Source organism: Sphingopyxis sp. Soil_C_28, assembly GCF_057657055.1.
Genome location: NZ_JBDGJE010000001.1, coordinates 654,219 through 669,526, shown reverse-complemented (window position 1 = coordinate 669,526; position 15,308 = coordinate 654,219). Strand labels below are relative to the sequence as shown.

At 68.2% G+C, this 15,308-nt stretch carries 12 protein-coding genes; 4 read left to right on the top strand and 8 right to left on the bottom strand.

The features are described 5' to 3' along the window. Window positions 1-195 precede the first annotated feature (195 nt). The 3 genes from AC3A43_RS03125 to AC3A43_RS03115 all read right to left on the bottom strand — a co-directional run bounded on the left by AC3A43_RS03125 (window position 196) and on the right by AC3A43_RS03115 (window position 3,608). A complete protein-coding gene (locus tag AC3A43_RS03125) occupies window positions 196-2,073 on the bottom strand; it encodes a ParB/RepB/Spo0J family partition protein (RefSeq protein ID WP_487791076.1) in 1,878 nt (625 codons plus the stop codon). An 87-nt stretch (window positions 2,074-2,160) separates the two neighbouring features. Beyond that, window positions 2,161-2,580: a DUF2958 domain-containing protein gene (locus tag AC3A43_RS03120; RefSeq protein WP_487791075.1), complete on the bottom strand. Its 420-nt coding sequence runs from the start codon at window positions 2,578-2,580 to the stop codon at window positions 2,161-2,163. Next, window positions 2,577-3,608, bottom strand: coding sequence for an ArdC family protein (locus tag AC3A43_RS03115; protein ID WP_487792015.1), 1,032 nt, complete (start codon window positions 3,606-3,608; stop codon window positions 2,577-2,579). Before AC3A43_RS03115 ends, AC3A43_RS03120 begins: the two co-directional genes overlap by 4 nt. Window positions 3,609-4,659: 1,051 nt before the next feature. Between AC3A43_RS03115 and AC3A43_RS03110 the strand changes: the two genes are divergently transcribed. The 4 genes from AC3A43_RS03110 (at window position 4,660) to AC3A43_RS03095 (ending at window position 11,103) form a co-directional block, all read left to right on the top strand. Further along, complete coding sequence (locus tag AC3A43_RS03110) at window positions 4,660-5,244, top strand: RNA polymerase sigma factor (RefSeq protein ID WP_487791074.1); 585 nt, start codon at window positions 4,660-4,662, stop codon at window positions 5,242-5,244. Further along, window positions 5,241-6,146 (top strand): FecR family protein, encoded by a 906-nt coding sequence (locus AC3A43_RS03105; RefSeq protein WP_487791073.1) that lies wholly within the window; start codon window positions 5,241-5,243, stop codon window positions 6,144-6,146. Before AC3A43_RS03110 ends, AC3A43_RS03105 begins: the two co-directional genes overlap by 4 nt. 80 nt (window positions 6,147-6,226) lie before the next feature. Next, window positions 6,227-9,145 carry a TonB-dependent receptor plug domain-containing protein gene (locus AC3A43_RS03100; RefSeq protein WP_487791072.1) on the top strand — a complete coding sequence of 973 codons (2,919 nt, stop codon included), beginning with the start codon at window positions 6,227-6,229 and terminating at the stop codon, window positions 9,143-9,145. Then, entirely contained in the window at window positions 9,139-11,103 is a 1,965-nt protein-coding gene (locus tag AC3A43_RS03095) for an Atxe2 family lasso peptide isopeptidase (RefSeq protein ID WP_487791071.1), read from the top strand. Before AC3A43_RS03100 ends, AC3A43_RS03095 begins: the two co-directional genes overlap by 7 nt. A 45-nt stretch (window positions 11,104-11,148) precedes the next feature. On the opposite strand, the gene AC3A43_RS03090 is transcribed toward AC3A43_RS03095, so the two are convergent. The 5 genes from AC3A43_RS03090 to AC3A43_RS03070 form a co-directional block, all read right to left on the bottom strand. Further along, a complete protein-coding gene (locus tag AC3A43_RS03090) occupies window positions 11,149-12,792 on the bottom strand; it encodes an asparagine synthase-related protein (RefSeq protein WP_487791070.1) in 1,644 nt (547 codons plus the stop codon). A gap of 41 nt (window positions 12,793-12,833) precedes the next feature. Next, complete coding sequence (locus AC3A43_RS03085; RefSeq protein ID WP_487791069.1) at window positions 12,834-13,505, bottom strand: lasso peptide biosynthesis B2 protein; 672 nt, start codon at window positions 13,503-13,505, stop codon at window positions 12,834-12,836. Window positions 13,506-13,554: 49 nt separating this feature from the next. Next, entirely contained in the window at window positions 13,555-13,686 is a 132-nt protein-coding gene (locus tag AC3A43_RS03080) for a hypothetical protein (RefSeq protein ID WP_487791068.1), read from the bottom strand. Between the two features lie 96 nt (window positions 13,687-13,782). Then, window positions 13,783-14,406 carry a GntR family transcriptional regulator gene (locus AC3A43_RS03075; protein WP_487791067.1) on the bottom strand — a complete coding sequence of 208 codons (624 nt, stop codon included), beginning with the start codon at window positions 14,404-14,406 and terminating at the stop codon, window positions 13,783-13,785. Beyond that, window positions 14,403-15,305, bottom strand: a complete 903-nt coding sequence (locus AC3A43_RS03070) for a phytanoyl-CoA dioxygenase family protein (protein ID WP_487791066.1) — start codon at window positions 15,303-15,305, stop codon at window positions 14,403-14,405. The genes AC3A43_RS03075 and AC3A43_RS03070 overlap by 4 nt, the downstream gene beginning before the upstream one ends. Window positions 15,306-15,308: the final 3 nt, after the last annotated feature.

The following is a 15,308-nucleotide window of genomic DNA, read 5'->3' as shown; positions in this document are numbered from 1 at the left end:
GAAGGCCTGCCGCGCGGCAATTCAAAAACACGCGCAAAGGCGCGCGCCGAGGCCTTTCGGGCGTCCTGAACGCACGTCGGCGCGCGCCTTTTCCTCCCTCCCCGCGCCGCCCCGCCAGGGGCGGCGCGCCGGGCCTCGGGACGGCAAACAGGTAGGAAAAAGGAAGGACGGTGACGTGCCGCCCTTCCCCTTGGGTCAGGCCGCGAGCGCGGTATCACCGCCCGCGTCTACCCCGTCGCCTTCGTCGGCAGCGTCCGCCTCGGCCCCGGTAACCGCGCTATCTCGCGGGTCCGTGCTCTCGTCGGGGTCGGCTTCGACGATGGTATCGGCGACCTCGCGCACCGCCTCGGCTTCGGCCGCGCGCGCGAGAATATGGAGCAATCGGTCGTGCGCCGCGACGCTCGCCACCCCGCCGCGCGCGGTATAGGGCGACGGCGAGAAGTGCATCCAGCGCGGCACCCATCCCTCGACCTTTGGACGACCGTTGGCGCCGTCCAGATGATCGACGACAATGGTCTTCAGGACCTTCGCTTGCTGGCCCGCATTGGCGGCGGCGACGTCGTCGCCCGCGACCTCGGCGACGATCTTGCCAAGAACCTCCTTATCGCGAACGAGGCCCCAAAAGGCCGCGTCGGGGGTCCAGAGCTTTGCCACGTCGACGTCCAGATACTGACCAATCATCTCGATCGCCTCGCTCCCTGCTGCCAATGTCTCGCCCATCACGATCGCGAGGACTTCGAGCACGACCGGGTCGGGCAATTCGAGTAAGCGCGCGAAAATCGGTGCGAACTGGCGCTGACCGGCGCGGCGCGCGGTCACCGTCAAATCCTCGCCGTCGAAGCCGAGCACGGCAAGCACCGCACGGCGGCGCTCGTCGAACAGGACCTCGGCGCCGCACGTCTCGACGCTCTCCTGCACCTCGTCTTTCGCACAGACATAGGATTGGACATCGACACGGTAATGGTCACTGCTCGCGATGACGTGCGCCGCGAGCGCGCGGAGCGCGACGCCGCCATGCTTGGCGAGTTCGGTGCGCACCGCCGCATGGCGGTGGAGATCGATGTAGCTGTTCATCGCGCTTGTCACCTCGGGCCGCGCTACCCGAGCCGGCGCCTCGCCCTTCTCGCCGCGCGCCCGCGCCGCCGCTTCCTTCTCGGTCAGCCAAGCTTCGTGGAAGATGACCTCGCCGCTGTCGCGCACCTCGACATAGACGCGCCCGCCCTTGCGCTTGGATGCGTGGCTATGCTGCCAGCGATTGAAGTGCTCGCCGCGTTCGAGAATGACGACATCGCTCCAGCCGTCGTCCAGATAGGCAGTCTTGCGTGCCTCGACCTCGGCCATCTGAAGCGTCCAGAACGCATCGACGTCGGCGAACAGCGCCCCGTCGCCGAACAGGTCGGCGATCACCGCGACCCCCGCCGCCTCGACATCGAACAGCGCATGGTCGGCCTTGATCGCTTCGCCGCCGAACAGCCAGCCTTTCAGGCGGAAGCCGGTCGGGCAATAGGCGCCCTCGTCGTCCCAAAGAGCGAGCCATGCGGTCTGCTGGCTTTTCGAGGCGAGGGTCAGCTGCTTGACCGTCGTCTGGTCGATATCGCCCGCGCGGTAGAGGGTGCGAATGCGCGGCAAGAGGTTGCCGAGCGCGAGAATGCGCTTCACCGCCTGCGGCTCGAAGGCGAAGGTCGCCGCGATTTCGGCCTCGCTGCGCCCCGCCTTGGCGAGCTTGACGAACGCCTCCCACTGGCTGACCTCGTCGGGCGCGACCCGCGCGAGATTTTCGAGCATCGAGACTTCGATGGCGTCGGCGTCGTCGCCCTCTTCGAGAATGCCGCATGGCAAGGGGCGCGCTGGTCCGCCCTCGCGCACGACGATATTCGCAGCGGTAAAGCGGCGGCGGCCCGCCGAAATCTTGAAATGGCCGTCCTCGGCGCCGGGGCGGACCAGCAACGAAACCAGCACGCCGCGCTCGCGAATGCTCGGCAATATGTCGCCGACGTCGGGGTCGCGCCCCTTGGCGCGCATATTCGCGGGATCAATCGACAGCTTGTCGAGCGAAATAAAATCGAGTTTCATGGCATTTGCTCCTTGTGAGCGCCGGTTCCGTTTTGAGTGAATGCGAGACGGGACCGGCTTCGATGACGGCGAAAACGCGCCGCCGCGTCAGATGCCCTCTCCGGCTGGATCGGGCAGAAGCTGGTCGGATTTCCGGCGGCGCATCGCCGCTTCGGCGCGCGCTATCGAGCCGAGCCGCCGCGCCTCGTCGGCCCACAGCGACAGCGCCGCCATCGCGTCGAAATGCAGGTCGCGTTCGATGGCCATCCCGAACGGCAGCCGAACCGCCCGTATCTCGGAGAGCGAGAAAGCGCCCAGTTCGGGGCAGCCGAAGCCGAGGTCGGCAAGCCCGAACAAGGTGTCGCCATCGTCGGCGAGTTCGGTCGCGAGCCAAGTCGCGGGTCCAAGCGGATTATAGAGTTTGACGACCGGCCATGGGTCGAAACGCTCCTCGCGCGCGGCGCGGATGCGGCTCGTCATGCCGTGGGCGTTGAGCGCGAAGACGAGGCTCGACGGGATGAGGGTCATTGGCCCGCTCCCGCCGCGTCCGCGCCGCGCGCGCCTTCGGGCGCGCTCTCCATGTCTCCCCGCGCTGACGCGGGCGTGCCTGCCGTGTCGCGCTCCGCTGACGCGGGCGCGCCTCCCGTTCCGCGCTCCGCTGACGCGGGCGCGAAGGCGAGCAGATAGTCGGCGGCCTTGCTCGCAAGGCTCGCCGCCTTGAAGATCGCGCGCGTGTCGGCGCGCATGATCGCGAGCCATACACCGAGATAGTCGGCATGGCGCACGGTGGGCTTGATACCGAGCGTGGCGCACAGGAAGGCGCTCGCAAGTTCGGCGCAAAGTTCCTCGCGGCCATAGGCGGCGCTACCGAAACCGCCCGTCTGGTCGCGGTCCAGCCGCGAGCCATGACCAGTCCAGTGGCCAAGTTCGTGGAGCGCGGTGCGATAATAGTCGATCTGCTCAAAGAACGCCTGTTGCGGCGGCAGTGCGACGAAATCGCCCGATGGCGAATAATGGGCCTCGTTGCCGCCGATACGGATATCGGCGCCGCTCGCCGCGAGCAGCGCCTCGGCGACCGGGATCGTTTCGCGGGGCAAGAGAATGGGGTCGGGCGCGGTGCAGCGCTCGGGCAAGCCATCGACCTGCGCGACGTTGAACACGGTGAAGCGTTTGAGAAACGGAATCGAGCGGTCGCCCTCGCCCGCGCCGCCGCGCCCCTCGGGCGCGGGCGCGGGGCCAACCTCGCCGCCGCCTTCGCCGCCTTTCGGGGTGAAGCGCGCGGCGTAGAAGATCGTCGTGCCCTTCTCGCCCTTGCGGACCTGTCCGCCTACCTCCTGCGCCTGTCGGAAGGTCAGCCAGCCTTGCGCGCCGAACCCGCGCCGCGCCGCCTCGGACCAGAGAATGAGGATATTGATGCCCGAATAGCTGCGGCGGCTTGCGGCGTTGCGCGGCAAGCCCGGCGCAAAGGCGGCGGCGTCCCATGGCCGCGCCCAAGGGAAACGTCCCTCTTCGAGTTCGGCGACGATCTGCGCGGTGACCTCGTCATACAGCGACACAGGCGGCGCGCCGCCGCCTTCGCTCGTCCGCGATGCGGCTTCGCCGCGCCGCGTCCGCGCGCCGCGCGCAGACGCGGGCGCGTGGTTTTCGGACGGTGCGGCCGGGGCCAAGGGTATCGGGAATGCACTCACGGGGCGTCTCCTCCAGACCAAAATCCGCCGCGGCCGGCCCCGGACAGCGGGGCGGGCGGCGAACCCACGGTCACGGGACCGCCCAGCAAGGCGTTCGCGCACCCGAAGGGCCGCAGCGAAGCGGAGGAGCCCGACGAAGGAGGGCTTGCGCGGGCGCCGGGCGGTCCCACAGGCCGTGCGCCGCCCGCACCGATGTCCGAGGTGCCGGCCCGACAAAGCGCCGCCGCGCCCCGCGCGGCGTCCTCAACAGGGCTTCAGTCGACATACGCGCGCATCCACCCGGCCGACCCGAACGCCCCAAACGCCCTCGGCCCGCCGTTTCGATGCAATCGACCTCGACCCCGGCCCGAAGGGCCAGAGAAGCCGCGCCCTTGGCGAGCCGAAGGCGCGGCGGCGTGCGCGCGCAGCTGTGCTTAGCCGCCGCCGCGCCAAGACCAGCGAGCCCAAGAGCGCAGCGCGGCCAACCGTGTAGACGCGCGACCTCTGGCGGCGCCTGCCGCCGCCAGTGCGCGCTCCATTCGGGCCGCGCACATCAGCAGCTACTTTGTCGATCCAGTCCCCTGCCCGCCGCAGTCGAACGCAGCCGAAGCCAAGGGCCGCCCCTCCGCCCCTGCGCCACGCCGCCCCGCCGCCCCGCCGCGCCGTGGCCGGCCCGAATCGAGTCCAATTAGGACAGGTCTTCTCAGGGACTCTTGCCCTTACGGAACAGCCGGTTATGCTGGACCGGCATCGGGCAGCGAAGCGCCGGATGCCGGAGCGTGAGAACTCCGGTCGAGAGCGATATCCTTTTTTGCCATCCTGCCGGGTGGCCGTCTGCGCATGTCCAAGCCCTCGGGCCAAAGGCGGCGGCGCGGGTGTTTCGACCCTGTTCTCAACGCCCGGCTCCTTAGCGTCGCTGTCCTTCGGGAAGGCAGACGCGATGGACCATGACGACAGCGAGAAGGACGGACGGCGCGGCCTCGACGCCGCCGATCCGCTGCCGCCCGACGACTGGGCCGCCTTCGGCCGCACCGCGCGCGCCGAGGCGCTCTATGCACAGCAGCGCCCGCTCGTCGCGGGGATCTTCCGCCGCAGCGTCCCGCCGCAGGAGGTCGGCGATCTCGTGCAGGAGACGTTCCGCCGCGTCTTTTCGGCCACCGGCAACCGCGCCGGGCTGCTCGACGCCCCCGCCGCCTATGTCGCCGCCGCGGCGCGCAGCATTCTCAAGAACCGTGCGCGCTCGGGCGTCCGCAACCTGCACGGGGCGCATCACAGCTATGAGGAGCAGGATATCGCCGGCCCCGACCCGCACGCCGCGCTCGAGGCGCGCGACATGATCCGCCGCGTCGAGGATGCGATCGCGCGGCTCAGTCCCGCCACAAGGGATGTATTCCTGATGCACAGGTTCGACGATCTGAGCTATGCCGAGATCGCAGACATCAAACAGATGAGTCCCAAGCGCGTGGAAAAGCATATCGCCAAAGCTCTTGTCGCGATCCGCAAGGCGCGAGACCCGCAATCGTGACGCGACAGCAGCGCGAGGCGGCCGACTGGGCCGCCCTGATGCGCGGAACCCCGAGCGACGCCGAGCGCCGCGCCTTCGACGACTGGCGCGACGCGCCCGGCAATGCCGACGCCTATGCCCGCGCGGTCGACGACTGGGCCTATTCGGCACAAACCTCGCGCCAGCGCATCGAGGCGAAGGCGCGCAGCGAGAGAATCGCACCCGGCAGCCTGCGCTGGGCCGTGGCGACGGTGGCCGCGGTCGGCCTCGCGCTCGGCTTCGCTTATTATCTCCAGGGCGACCGCGACCAACGCCAGATCGCGGCGGAACCAACGCCGGGCCAGCTCAGGCTGGCGGACGGCACGGTCGTCGCGCTGATGGATGGCGCGTGGCTCAACCCGCAGCTCTCGGACACCGAGCGCCGCGTCATCCTCAACGGCGGCCGTGCGCGCTTCGAGGTCGCGCACGACCCGACACGTCCGTTCATCGTCGTCGCCGGACGCTCGGAAACGCGCGCGATCGGCACGATCTTCGAGATCGATGCCCGCGAAGCCGTCCCGCGTATCAAGCTCATCAAGGGGGTGGTCGAGGTCCGGTCGAACGCCGCGGGCGAGGCGCTCCGACTGGGTCCGGGCGAGGTCGCCGACGTACCGGCTTCGGGTCCGCGCCGCGTCCCTGCGATCGCGAGCCCGGTGCCGACGACGATACTCGCCGCGGACGATCTGCCGCTCGGGGCTATTATCGACCGCGCCAATGCGGCGAGCGGGAGGCATATCGCGCTTGCCGACCCCGCGCTCGCGGCGCTTCCGGTCACCGGGCGGTTCGACGTGGCCGATATCAGCCCGCTCGCCCGGAAACTCGCCGCTGCGCTCGATCTCGACGTCGTGGATCGTGGCGGCAACATTGTCCTGAGCAAAAAATAGCTCAGCCCGGAGGGGGGTGATCGCCCTCCCCGGGGTTTTGCGCTCCCGGACGGCCATGACAGGCCGCTTGGGAGGGTAAAATGAAAAAGATGATCATCGCTGGCTTGCTCGCGAGTGCGGCGGCAACCGCAACTCATGCAGCGGCGGCGCAGGCGCAAACCGACCAACGAGATTATGACATCGAAGTGCAGCCGCTAGGCGATGCGCTTCAGCGTTATTCGGAAGTCACCGGACGCGAGGTCGTCGCCGCGGCGCGCCTCGTTGCAGGCAAAAGAAGTGGAGTGGTGCGCGGCCGCCTCTCGGCCGACGCTGCGCTCGCGCGGCTTCTTGCCGGCACGGGGCTCAAGACCGAAACCGTCGACGGCGCGCTGATCGTCCGCGCGGGAAACGACGCCGTCCCACCCGGATCGACTGAGGCGTCGGGCGAAGCCATCGTCGTCACCGGCTCCCGGATCCGGGGTGCGGGCCCTGTCGGATCGCCCGTCACCAGCATCGATCGCGAGACGCTAGATCGCAGCGGCAGGGCGACAATCACCGACTTCATTCAGACGATCCCGCAGAATTTCTCGGGCGGGCCGACCGAGGCGGTCTCGGGCTCGACCGCGCGCGGCAATGCGGGGACGAACCTCGGCTTCGGGTCGGGGATCAACCTCCGCGGGCTGGGCAGCGGCTCGACGCTCACGCTCTTCGACAACAGCCGTCCCGCGCTCGGCGGCGGCGCGGGTGCTTTTACCGATCTCTCGCTCGTCCCGTCGGTTGCGGTCGAGCGCATCGAGATACTGACCGACGGCGCATCGGCCATCTATGGCTCCGATGCCATAGCCGGGGTCGTGAATATCCGCCTGCGCAACCGCTTCAAAGGGTATGAGACGCGTCTGCGCGCCGGCACCGCCGATGGCGACTTCGGCGAATTGCAGGCGAGCCAGATCGCGGGTGTCGGCTGGAACAGCGGGCATCTGACAGTCGCCGCCGAATATTATCGCCGCGGCAACCTGCCCTCGTCGAAGCGCGCCTTCGCGAGCGAAGACCTCCGCCCCTTTGGCGGTCCCGACCTTCGTTCGAACTTCAACAATCCGGGCTCGATCGTGGCGGCGAACGGCCAGGTCTTCGGCATTCCCCGCGGCCAGGACGGCACCCAACTTACGCGCGCGCAGCTCATAGCCGGCGGCTTCAATCGCGGCGATACAAGGCGCAACATCGACATCCTGCCGCGCCAGGAAACCAGGAGCCTCTATGTATCCGGCGAGCAGGAGCTAAGTTCCAGCCTCTCGCTGTTCGCACGGCTCCTCTATGCCGAGCGCCGATTCGAAGCGCGCCGGCGGCTGTTCGGGATCCAGACCCAGCGGGTCACCAGCGCCAATCCCTATTATGTCGATCCGATCGGCACCGGGCAGCCGATTACCGTCTATTACGACCCGAGCGCCGATTTCGGCCCCGAGGGCACCCGCGGAAAAGTCCGCGCCCTCAACAGCAGTTTCGGCGCGCGCGCCGCGCTCGGCGACTGGTCGGTCGAGCTGTCGGGCGGCTACGGGCTCCAGCGCGAGCATGACGAGGGCGTCAACGTCGTGCACCGGCTCAAGCTCCAGCGCGCGGTCGCCTCGACCAACCGCGCCACCGCGATCAACCTCTTCGGCGACGGCGCGGTCAACGACCGCGCGCTCATCGACAGCCTGCGCGGCGGCCAGACCCGCGACGTGCGCTACGCAGTGCTCTCGGCGGCGCTTCGCGCGGACGGCGTGCTGTTGTCGCTGCCGGCGGGCGACGTCAAGGCGGCGGTCGGCGCCGAGTATCGGCGCGACCGGCTTCGTTACAGCTCGCTGCTCGATGTGACCGCCGACACGCCGCTCGCCGTGGGCATTCCCGGGCTGCCCGACCGACGCATCGTCAAATCCCTCTATGGCGAGATCATCGTGCCCGTCTTTGACGCCGGTGATGACCTGCCGGGCGAGCTCCTTCTCTCTGCCGCCGGTCGGTATGAAGATTATTCGGATGTCGGCGATACCGCCAATCCCAAGGTCGGGCTCCGCTGGATGCCCATGAAGGGCGTATCGATCCGCGGGTCGTACGGGCGCTCGTTCCGCGCGCCCTATTTCACCGAGCTGGTCGGCACCGCCAACGCGACCTACCAGACGCTCCGCCTTCCCGATCCGCGTTCGCCGACAGGCCAGAGCGTGGTGCTCGGCCTGTTCGGCTTTCGTCCCGACCTCGGGCCGGAAAAGGCGACGAGCTGGACCGCCGGCTTCGATCTCGAGCCGGGTTTTGCGCCCGGGCTCAAGCTCTCGGCGACCTGGTTCGATATCGCTTATCGCGACCGGATCGCGAGCGCCAATTTCGACCTCCAGAATTTCCTCGTCCGGCGCGACATTTATGCGTCGATCGTCAACGACACGCCCGACCCAGCGCTTGTCGCGGCCTATTTTGCCGGTCCCAATTTCTCGAACCCGATCGGCGTCGCGCCCGGCCAGATCGCCGCGATCATCGACGGGCGCACGCTCAACCTCTCGCGCGCGACGATCAGGGGCATTGACTTCGATCTCGCCTGGACCCGGGCGGTGGCTCGCGGAAGCGTCAGCCTGACGCTCGGCGGCACGCGCATGTTGAAGATCGACAGCCACGTCACCGACGCGGCGCCCGCGCAGGAGGTCCTCGGCACGCTCGGCAATCCGGTCAAGCTGCGCCTGCGCGGGCGCGCGGGCTTCACCCTCGGCGCCTTCGACGGCGGCATCGCGGTCAATCATGTGGCGGGTTATCGCAACCTCACCGTCACGCCCGCCGAGACCGTCAAGAGCTGGACGACGTTCGACATGCAGCTCGGAACCCGGATCGCGACCGGCGACGATGGCCGCGCGCTCCGGCTTGCGCTCAGCGTCAACAATCTCTTCGACAAAGACCCGCCCTATGCCCGCTTCCTGACCAGCACCTCGGCCTTCGGCTATGACCCCGAGCAGGCGAGCGCGATCGGCCGGATGATCGCACTTCAGGCGGTGATCGCATGGTGACCCTCGCCTTGATGCTGGCGGCGACCGTCCAGGACCCGATGCCGGGGTTCCGACATCCCCGCACGCCCGTCACGGCGACCGATCTCGTCGAAACCGCCGACATATCGGGCGTCAGCCTTTCGCCCGATGGGCGGCGCGTCGCCTACCGCGTCAGCCGTCCGTCCGTCGCGGCGAACGAGGTTGCGCTGGACTGGTATGTTGCGCCCGTCGCGGGCGGCGAGCCCGTTCGGGTCGGGAGCGGCGGCGCCGCCCGCTATAGCGGCGCCGGCGCACTGATCGAGGCGCTCCCCCTGTGGGACGCGGACTCGAACGGGATTCGTTTCCTGGCACGTGCCGACGGGACGACCGGCATCTGGCACTGGCGCGAGCGGGCCCAGGCAGCGCTGGAGATCGCGGAAGACGCCGATATCCTCGATTTCGCCCCGACCGAAGGCGGCGCCGCGATACGCTACACAATCGGAGCCACCCGCGCCCGGATCGCCGCTGCCGAGCGAAATGCCTATGACGAGGGTACGCTGGTCGATCATCGCCTCGATCCCATGGAACCGCTCGCGGGTGGAACGATCGAGGATGGCAAGCGCGTCATGATGCGGCTCCCGGGGGCGTGGTTTACGCGAGAGCGCATTCTCTCGGACGCGCCGCGCCAAAATATCACCGTCCCGGTTGCCGACCGGGCCGGGGCCGTCCTCGCCGCGCAGGCTGAAACCGCCATGGCCGCCGACGGCAGTCGCGCCGAGATCGTCGCAGGGCCCGGCGCGCGTTCGGTCCTTGTCACACGGCCCGGCGGCAAACGGGTCGTCTGCCGCGCGGCGCCGTGCCGGAGCGAGCGGTTGGCTGCGCTGAGCTGGCGGCCCGACCATGATATGCTGCTGCTCTTCGAACGCGGCGGCGGCACCCGCGAGCATGTCTGGCTCTGGCGCGTCGGCGCATCGGGCGCACGGCTCCTCACGACGACGGATGGCGCGACGCGTTCGCCGAGCCATTCGTCCCGGTGCGTTGCCGCGGCCGCCTCGCTCATTTGTGCCGAAGCCGGGCCGGTCAGCCCGCCGCGCCTCGTCGCAATCACCTATGCCGACGCCACGAGGCGCGTCATCGACGATCCCAACCCGGCGCTCCGCGCGCGCATCACCGCCAAAGCCAGACCAATGACATGGGATCGCGGCGTGACCGGCGTGCTCCTGCTGCCCGAAGGAAGAGCGGGCCCTCTACCCCTTGTCGTCCAATATTATCGCTGCCCCGGATTTCTCAAGGGCGGCATCGGCGACGAGATACCGATGTTGCCGCTCGTCGAAAATGGGTTCGCCGTGCTGTGCATGGACCGGGTCCGCGCGCCGAAGGAGGCCGGGACCGAAGCCAGCTATGCCGCCGCGCTCGCCGACATCGAAGGCGCGATCGCGGAGCTCGCGAAGGACGGCCTTGTCGATCGCGCCCGGGCCGGCATCGGCGGGCTCAGCTTCGGATCGGAGGTCGCGCTCTATGCGGTGAGGAGATCGAACCTCTTCGCCGCGGCGACCTTGTCGTCGAGCCAGATGTCGCCCGCTTATTATTGGGCGAACGCCCTTCCCGGTCGCGGTTTCGCCGCGATGCTCGATGACTTTTGGAAGATCGGCGATCCCGATACCGACCCCGAGCGATGGCGGCAGCTTTCGGCGATCTATGATATCGGTTCGATCCGGACGCCCTTGCTGATGCAGCTTCCCGAATCCGAGGCGCGCTATGTGCTCGAACTCCACACCAAGCTCAAGCTTGCCGGACGGCCCGCCGAGCTCTTCGCCTTCGCCGACGAGCCGCACATCAAGAAGCAGCCGGTCCACAAGCGGGCGGTCTATCAACGCAATCTCGACTGGTACCGCTTCTGGCTGAAAGGCGAAGAGGATGCGGACCCGGCCAAGGCGGACCAATATCGGCGCTGGCGGACCTATCGCATCGCGAAACCCGCGACGAAAACCTCTCCCTGACCTCTCCCCGGAGCCGCCCCCTCCTTGCCTGGTCCCCGTGTGGGCTCAGAGGGAGCGGATCCAGCGCTCGACGTCGGCGATCTGCAACAAGCGGATATAGACGGCGTCGAGCGCGTTTGCCGGCCGGCGCAGCGCCTGGTCGACGGCGTCCCTGTCGAGAACACCGGCGCCTGCCAGCCAGCCTTCGAGCAGGAAGTCGCGAAGCCGCGCCCGGTTCGCATCGAAAGCCGGCGCGAAGAGCGAGTCGACCCGCCCCTTGGTCCGTCGTTCGCGTACGATATCCGGAAGGTCCGCCGCGAAGGCGCGCCGGGCAAGCGCCCGATCCTGCCCACCCTCGCACCACTGCCAGGTCGCGATCGACAAGCCGAACTCGACGAGCGGTTGCGACAGGAGCGGCGAGATCATCGGAAGCGCGATTGCCCGGTCGTAGCCATCGAGAAAGGGCTGGATCGGCAGGAGCGCGCGCCCATAGCCGAACTGGCCGGCGCTGACACCATGCCCCGCCTCCAGCCAGGGGTGCGGCGGCGCGGGCGCGGAGAAGCGCGGCGTGAGAAACAAGTCGTCCGACGGCCAGTCGGCAGGGCGCGCGAGAAAGCGCCGTGCCGTCAGGCGAAGCGCGCGCCAGATACTGTCGCCGGTCAGATCGGCAAGATCGCCCGCAGCCTTCAACCCGGTGCGCGGCCCCGCGAAGCGAAAGGCATCGACGACGGGACCGACCCGGCGAATGAAGCCGAAGATATTGTCCCCTCCTGCGCCGCTGAAGATCGCATCGGCGCCGAAATCGCGCGCCGCGCCGAGCAAGGCGGCGTTGCTCGAGCTGAGCAGGCCGAAGCCGGCGGGCCGCGCGCGCAGCTTTGCGACCGGCGCCAGCGGGTCGCCGGGTTCGGCGGGCAGCATGATTTCGAGCAATTGCGCCCCGGCCCGCGCCGCGGCAGCGCGCGCATAAGGCCGCTCGTCGCCCGACACGCCGGGCGTCGCGAGATTGACGGCGCGCCAGGCATCGCGTCCCGCGAGGCAGGCCGCGACGATCGAGCTGTCGAGGCCGCCCGAAAGTTCGAGCTGGATCCGGTCAAAGCGGCCCGACCATGCCTCGACCACCGAAATCACCGCCGTGCGAAGCCTGGCTGGTTCGATCAGCCGCGGACGATGCCCGACATGATCCCATGGGAGCCAGGCGATGTCCGAAGAGGAGCTAGCGCCCAGCGTGGCGATGTCGCCCGGCAAGATCTCGGTGACATGATCGAGGCCGGTCGAAGGCGCCCGTAGGAGCGGAAAGCGCAGATGGGCGTCGAGTGCCGCGGCGTCGGGACGATCGAGCGCGAACCCCAGCGCGCGGGCGACGCCGAGGTCCGAGAAGAGGCAGGCTCCAATGGCCGTCGCGTCATCGGGGGGCACGAAGTGGTAGAGCGCGGGCCCGGTGACGGGCGAGCGGAGAAGATGGACATCGCCGTCTTCACCGGCCCACCCGAGCAGATAATTCCCCCACAGATTGTCGATCGCCCACCTGCCCCGGCTCGCGACGACTGCCGTCGCCTCGTCGGAATCGAGCCCGTCGCAGACGGCAAAATCGCCGCGACGGAACGCATATCCGGCGAGCAGGATGCGGCCCTCGATACGGACCGGCTGGCTTGGTACGCCCACAACCCGCGCCGGCCCGAGGTGACCATAGTCGATTAGGTCTTCGCGCAACGGCCTCTCGGGGCCACCGCTTTGCAGGGCAAGACGAAGGTTCATAGCCGGAACACCGGAGTGAATTCGGCGACGCTATCGAGGGGATCGGTTAGCAGAAGGTCGCCGGCCTGGACCCAGCAATGCGCGGCGAATGGATCGAGCCGGACGCCGAAATAAAGGTCGGCATCATGGCCCCGACGCCAGAGGCAGCGCATCAGGCCGAGCGAGTCCGGAACGCAGCGTCGCTTCGCCGGATAATAGCGCAGGCCATGGTGATAGCGTTTCGCGAGTTCGACGAGCGCGCCGGACGCCCGGTTCCGATCGACGCCATGCGCGCGGAACTGGCGCCAACGCCCGATCGTCGAAGCAAGCCCTGCCCACCCCATCGACCGCGCCGCCGCATATCGTGCGAGCAGAATTTCAGCGGATGGCGGTCCCCGATCCGCATCGGCGGGAAGCGTTGACTCGCGGCTGAACTCCAGCGCGCTTGAGCGAACCGTTTCCGCCGCGACGGGTCCGACCGATCCCTGCCCTTCGACGAGGAGGCCGCGCGCTAACAAAGTTTGGATGGCGGCATCATGGACCTGGCCACATCCCTCGTCGCTCAGGGCGCGGAGGGCGACCGCCTGTTCGCGTCCCAACCGCAGATAGCGATCCGAAGCCAGGTCGAGCACGACGGCGCCGGCGTCGATGATGCCGTAGCTGATTGTCGATGGGAGCCGATAGGGCATATCGCGCGGTGAGCGCGGTCGCACACGGCGGCCGCGCTCCCTTCGACCGTCAGTCGGCGCTGATGCCGCCGCCGAGCGGCAGATCATGACCGACCTGTTCGGGGATCGGGAATTCATCGCCGAGCGTTTCCACGCTCGCGATGCCGATTTCCTCGATCGCGTCGTTGTCATTGCGGTTCATAGGAACCTCCTCTGATATGCCGCGGAATTGCGGCACCCAAGAAGCTACGCCGGTCGGACAGAATAGAATTTTTATAGTTCGTATATCGTCCGAATATCATCTGAGGGGCGCGTCGCGGGGTCTAAGCTCGGCGACGACGCGGCCGGCGAACGTCATGCGGCGCCGGTGAAAGCGCGTGATCTTGGCCCGAAGCGCGCTCCAGCGGCCGAAGCGATAGTCGGCTTCCATCGCCGCCAGCATGTCGCGGGCGGCGGGATCGACGTGCGCTTCGGCCTTGCGAAACAAATGGCTTCTTTCGACGAGATTGAAGATTGCGAAGCGCAATTCGCGATTGGCGCTCCAGAGTGCGATCGCGCGGAAGAGCGAGTCGAGCGCTTCAGCATAGTCCTTATGCTGCGTTAGCTTGACGAGCCCCGCTGGCCGATCGGGCTCGGGCGCCTCGCTCCGGAGCGCGAGGCCGAGTAAATAGGCGGCCCAATTGTAGAGATCGTGGAGATCGGCCTCGGCAAGGATCGGGGGCCGGAATCCCTCCTGATGCCAACTGTCAATGATCCGTTCGCCCGCGAGGCGATGAAGCGCCTCGCGGACCGGCGTTGCACTGGCGCGGAGCGTCCGGGCGAGGACGACCGGGTCGAGCCGCGTGCCCGGCGGATAACGGCCGTCGAGCACGCGCGCTTTGAGGTCGAGATAGACGCGCTCCATGGTCGAGCCCGCGTTCATGCCGCCCCCGTTCCGTCTTCTGCTTCGCGCTGCGCGGCGACATGCTCGGCGAGCAAGGCCCGCTGGTCGGGCCGCAGCGCGTCGATTGCGGCGAGTTGCTCGGCGGGATAGCCTTCGAACAGAACCGAAGGGCATTGCCCCTCGAAGTTCCCGAGATTGGGCCGGTGCTGCGCATAGCCGGCAAGCGCCGCGAGCTCCGGCGGGAAGTGCCGGGCAATTTCGGGCGGATAGGCGAGCCACAGATTTTCGTAGGGCTTGAGCCAGCCGAGACAGTAGCTGACGATGACACCACGGCGCACCCCAGCGCCCCAATTGGCCCCGGCGCCGTGAAGCGTCGACCCGAGGAAGACAATCGCGTCACCCGGCTCGGCCACGGCAACGATCGGCTCCTCGCGCGGTTGCTCGACAAGCGCTTCGACGCCGTGACTCGAGGGCCAGATTCTCGTCGCTCCATTCTCCGCCGTGAACGAAGTCAGAGGCCATATTACGTTCAGCAGATATTCGACCTCACCGAGCGAGCCTTGCCACAGATCCTGATCGCGGTGCGGAAATTGCGCGAGCGCGCCGGGATGAAGCTCGATCGCCTGGGTGAGGTTGAGCTGGATGCGCTCGCACCAGGGCCCGAGCGCCGCTTCGGCGAGCGCCAGTATCTCGGAGTGCAACACGAGGTTCGCCATATGTGGCGAGCGGATCAGGAGGCGCCCGAACCGCTTTGTGCGCTCGCCATAGAAGGCGCCCGAGCAAAAGGGCGTCGCGTCGAAACGCGGCGCAAAATCCGCCGCGATCGCTTCGATCTCGGAAGCCGCGGCCGCCCCTCGAAGCAGGACATAGCCATAGCCGGCCAGATGCTGCGCGGCGGTTTGAGCGACACCGTTGCGCAGGTGGGAATCGATCGACATCGG

Excerpts from the sequence above, each read along its gene's own strand:
- AC3A43_RS03125 (WP_487791076.1), bottom strand. The coding sequence starts at position 2,073 with ATGAAACTCGATTTTATTTCGCTCGACAAGCTGTCGATTGATCCCGCG.
- AC3A43_RS03120 (WP_487791075.1), bottom strand. The coding sequence starts at position 2,580 with ATGACCCTCATCCCGTCGAGCCTCGTCTTCGCGCTCAACGCCCACGGC.
- AC3A43_RS03110 (WP_487791074.1), top strand. The coding sequence starts at position 4,660 with ATGGACCATGACGACAGCGAGAAGGACGGACGGCGCGGCCTCGACGCC.
- AC3A43_RS03100 (WP_487791072.1), top strand. The coding sequence starts at position 6,227 with ATGAAAAAGATGATCATCGCTGGCTTGCTCGCGAGTGCGGCGGCAACC.
- AC3A43_RS03095 (WP_487791071.1), top strand. The coding sequence starts at position 9,139 with ATGGTGACCCTCGCCTTGATGCTGGCGGCGACCGTCCAGGACCCGATG.
- AC3A43_RS03085 (WP_487791069.1), bottom strand. The coding sequence starts at position 13,505 with ATGCCCTATCGGCTCCCATCGACAATCAGCTACGGCATCATCGACGCC.
- AC3A43_RS03080 (WP_487791068.1), bottom strand. The coding sequence starts at position 13,686 with ATGAACCGCAATGACAACGACGCGATCGAGGAAATCGGCATCGCGAGC.
- AC3A43_RS03075 (WP_487791067.1), bottom strand. The coding sequence starts at position 14,406 with ATGAACGCGGGCTCGACCATGGAGCGCGTCTATCTCGACCTCAAAGCG.
- AC3A43_RS03070 (WP_487791066.1), bottom strand. The coding sequence starts at position 15,305 with ATGTCGATCGATTCCCACCTGCGCAACGGTGTCGCTCAAACCGCCGCG.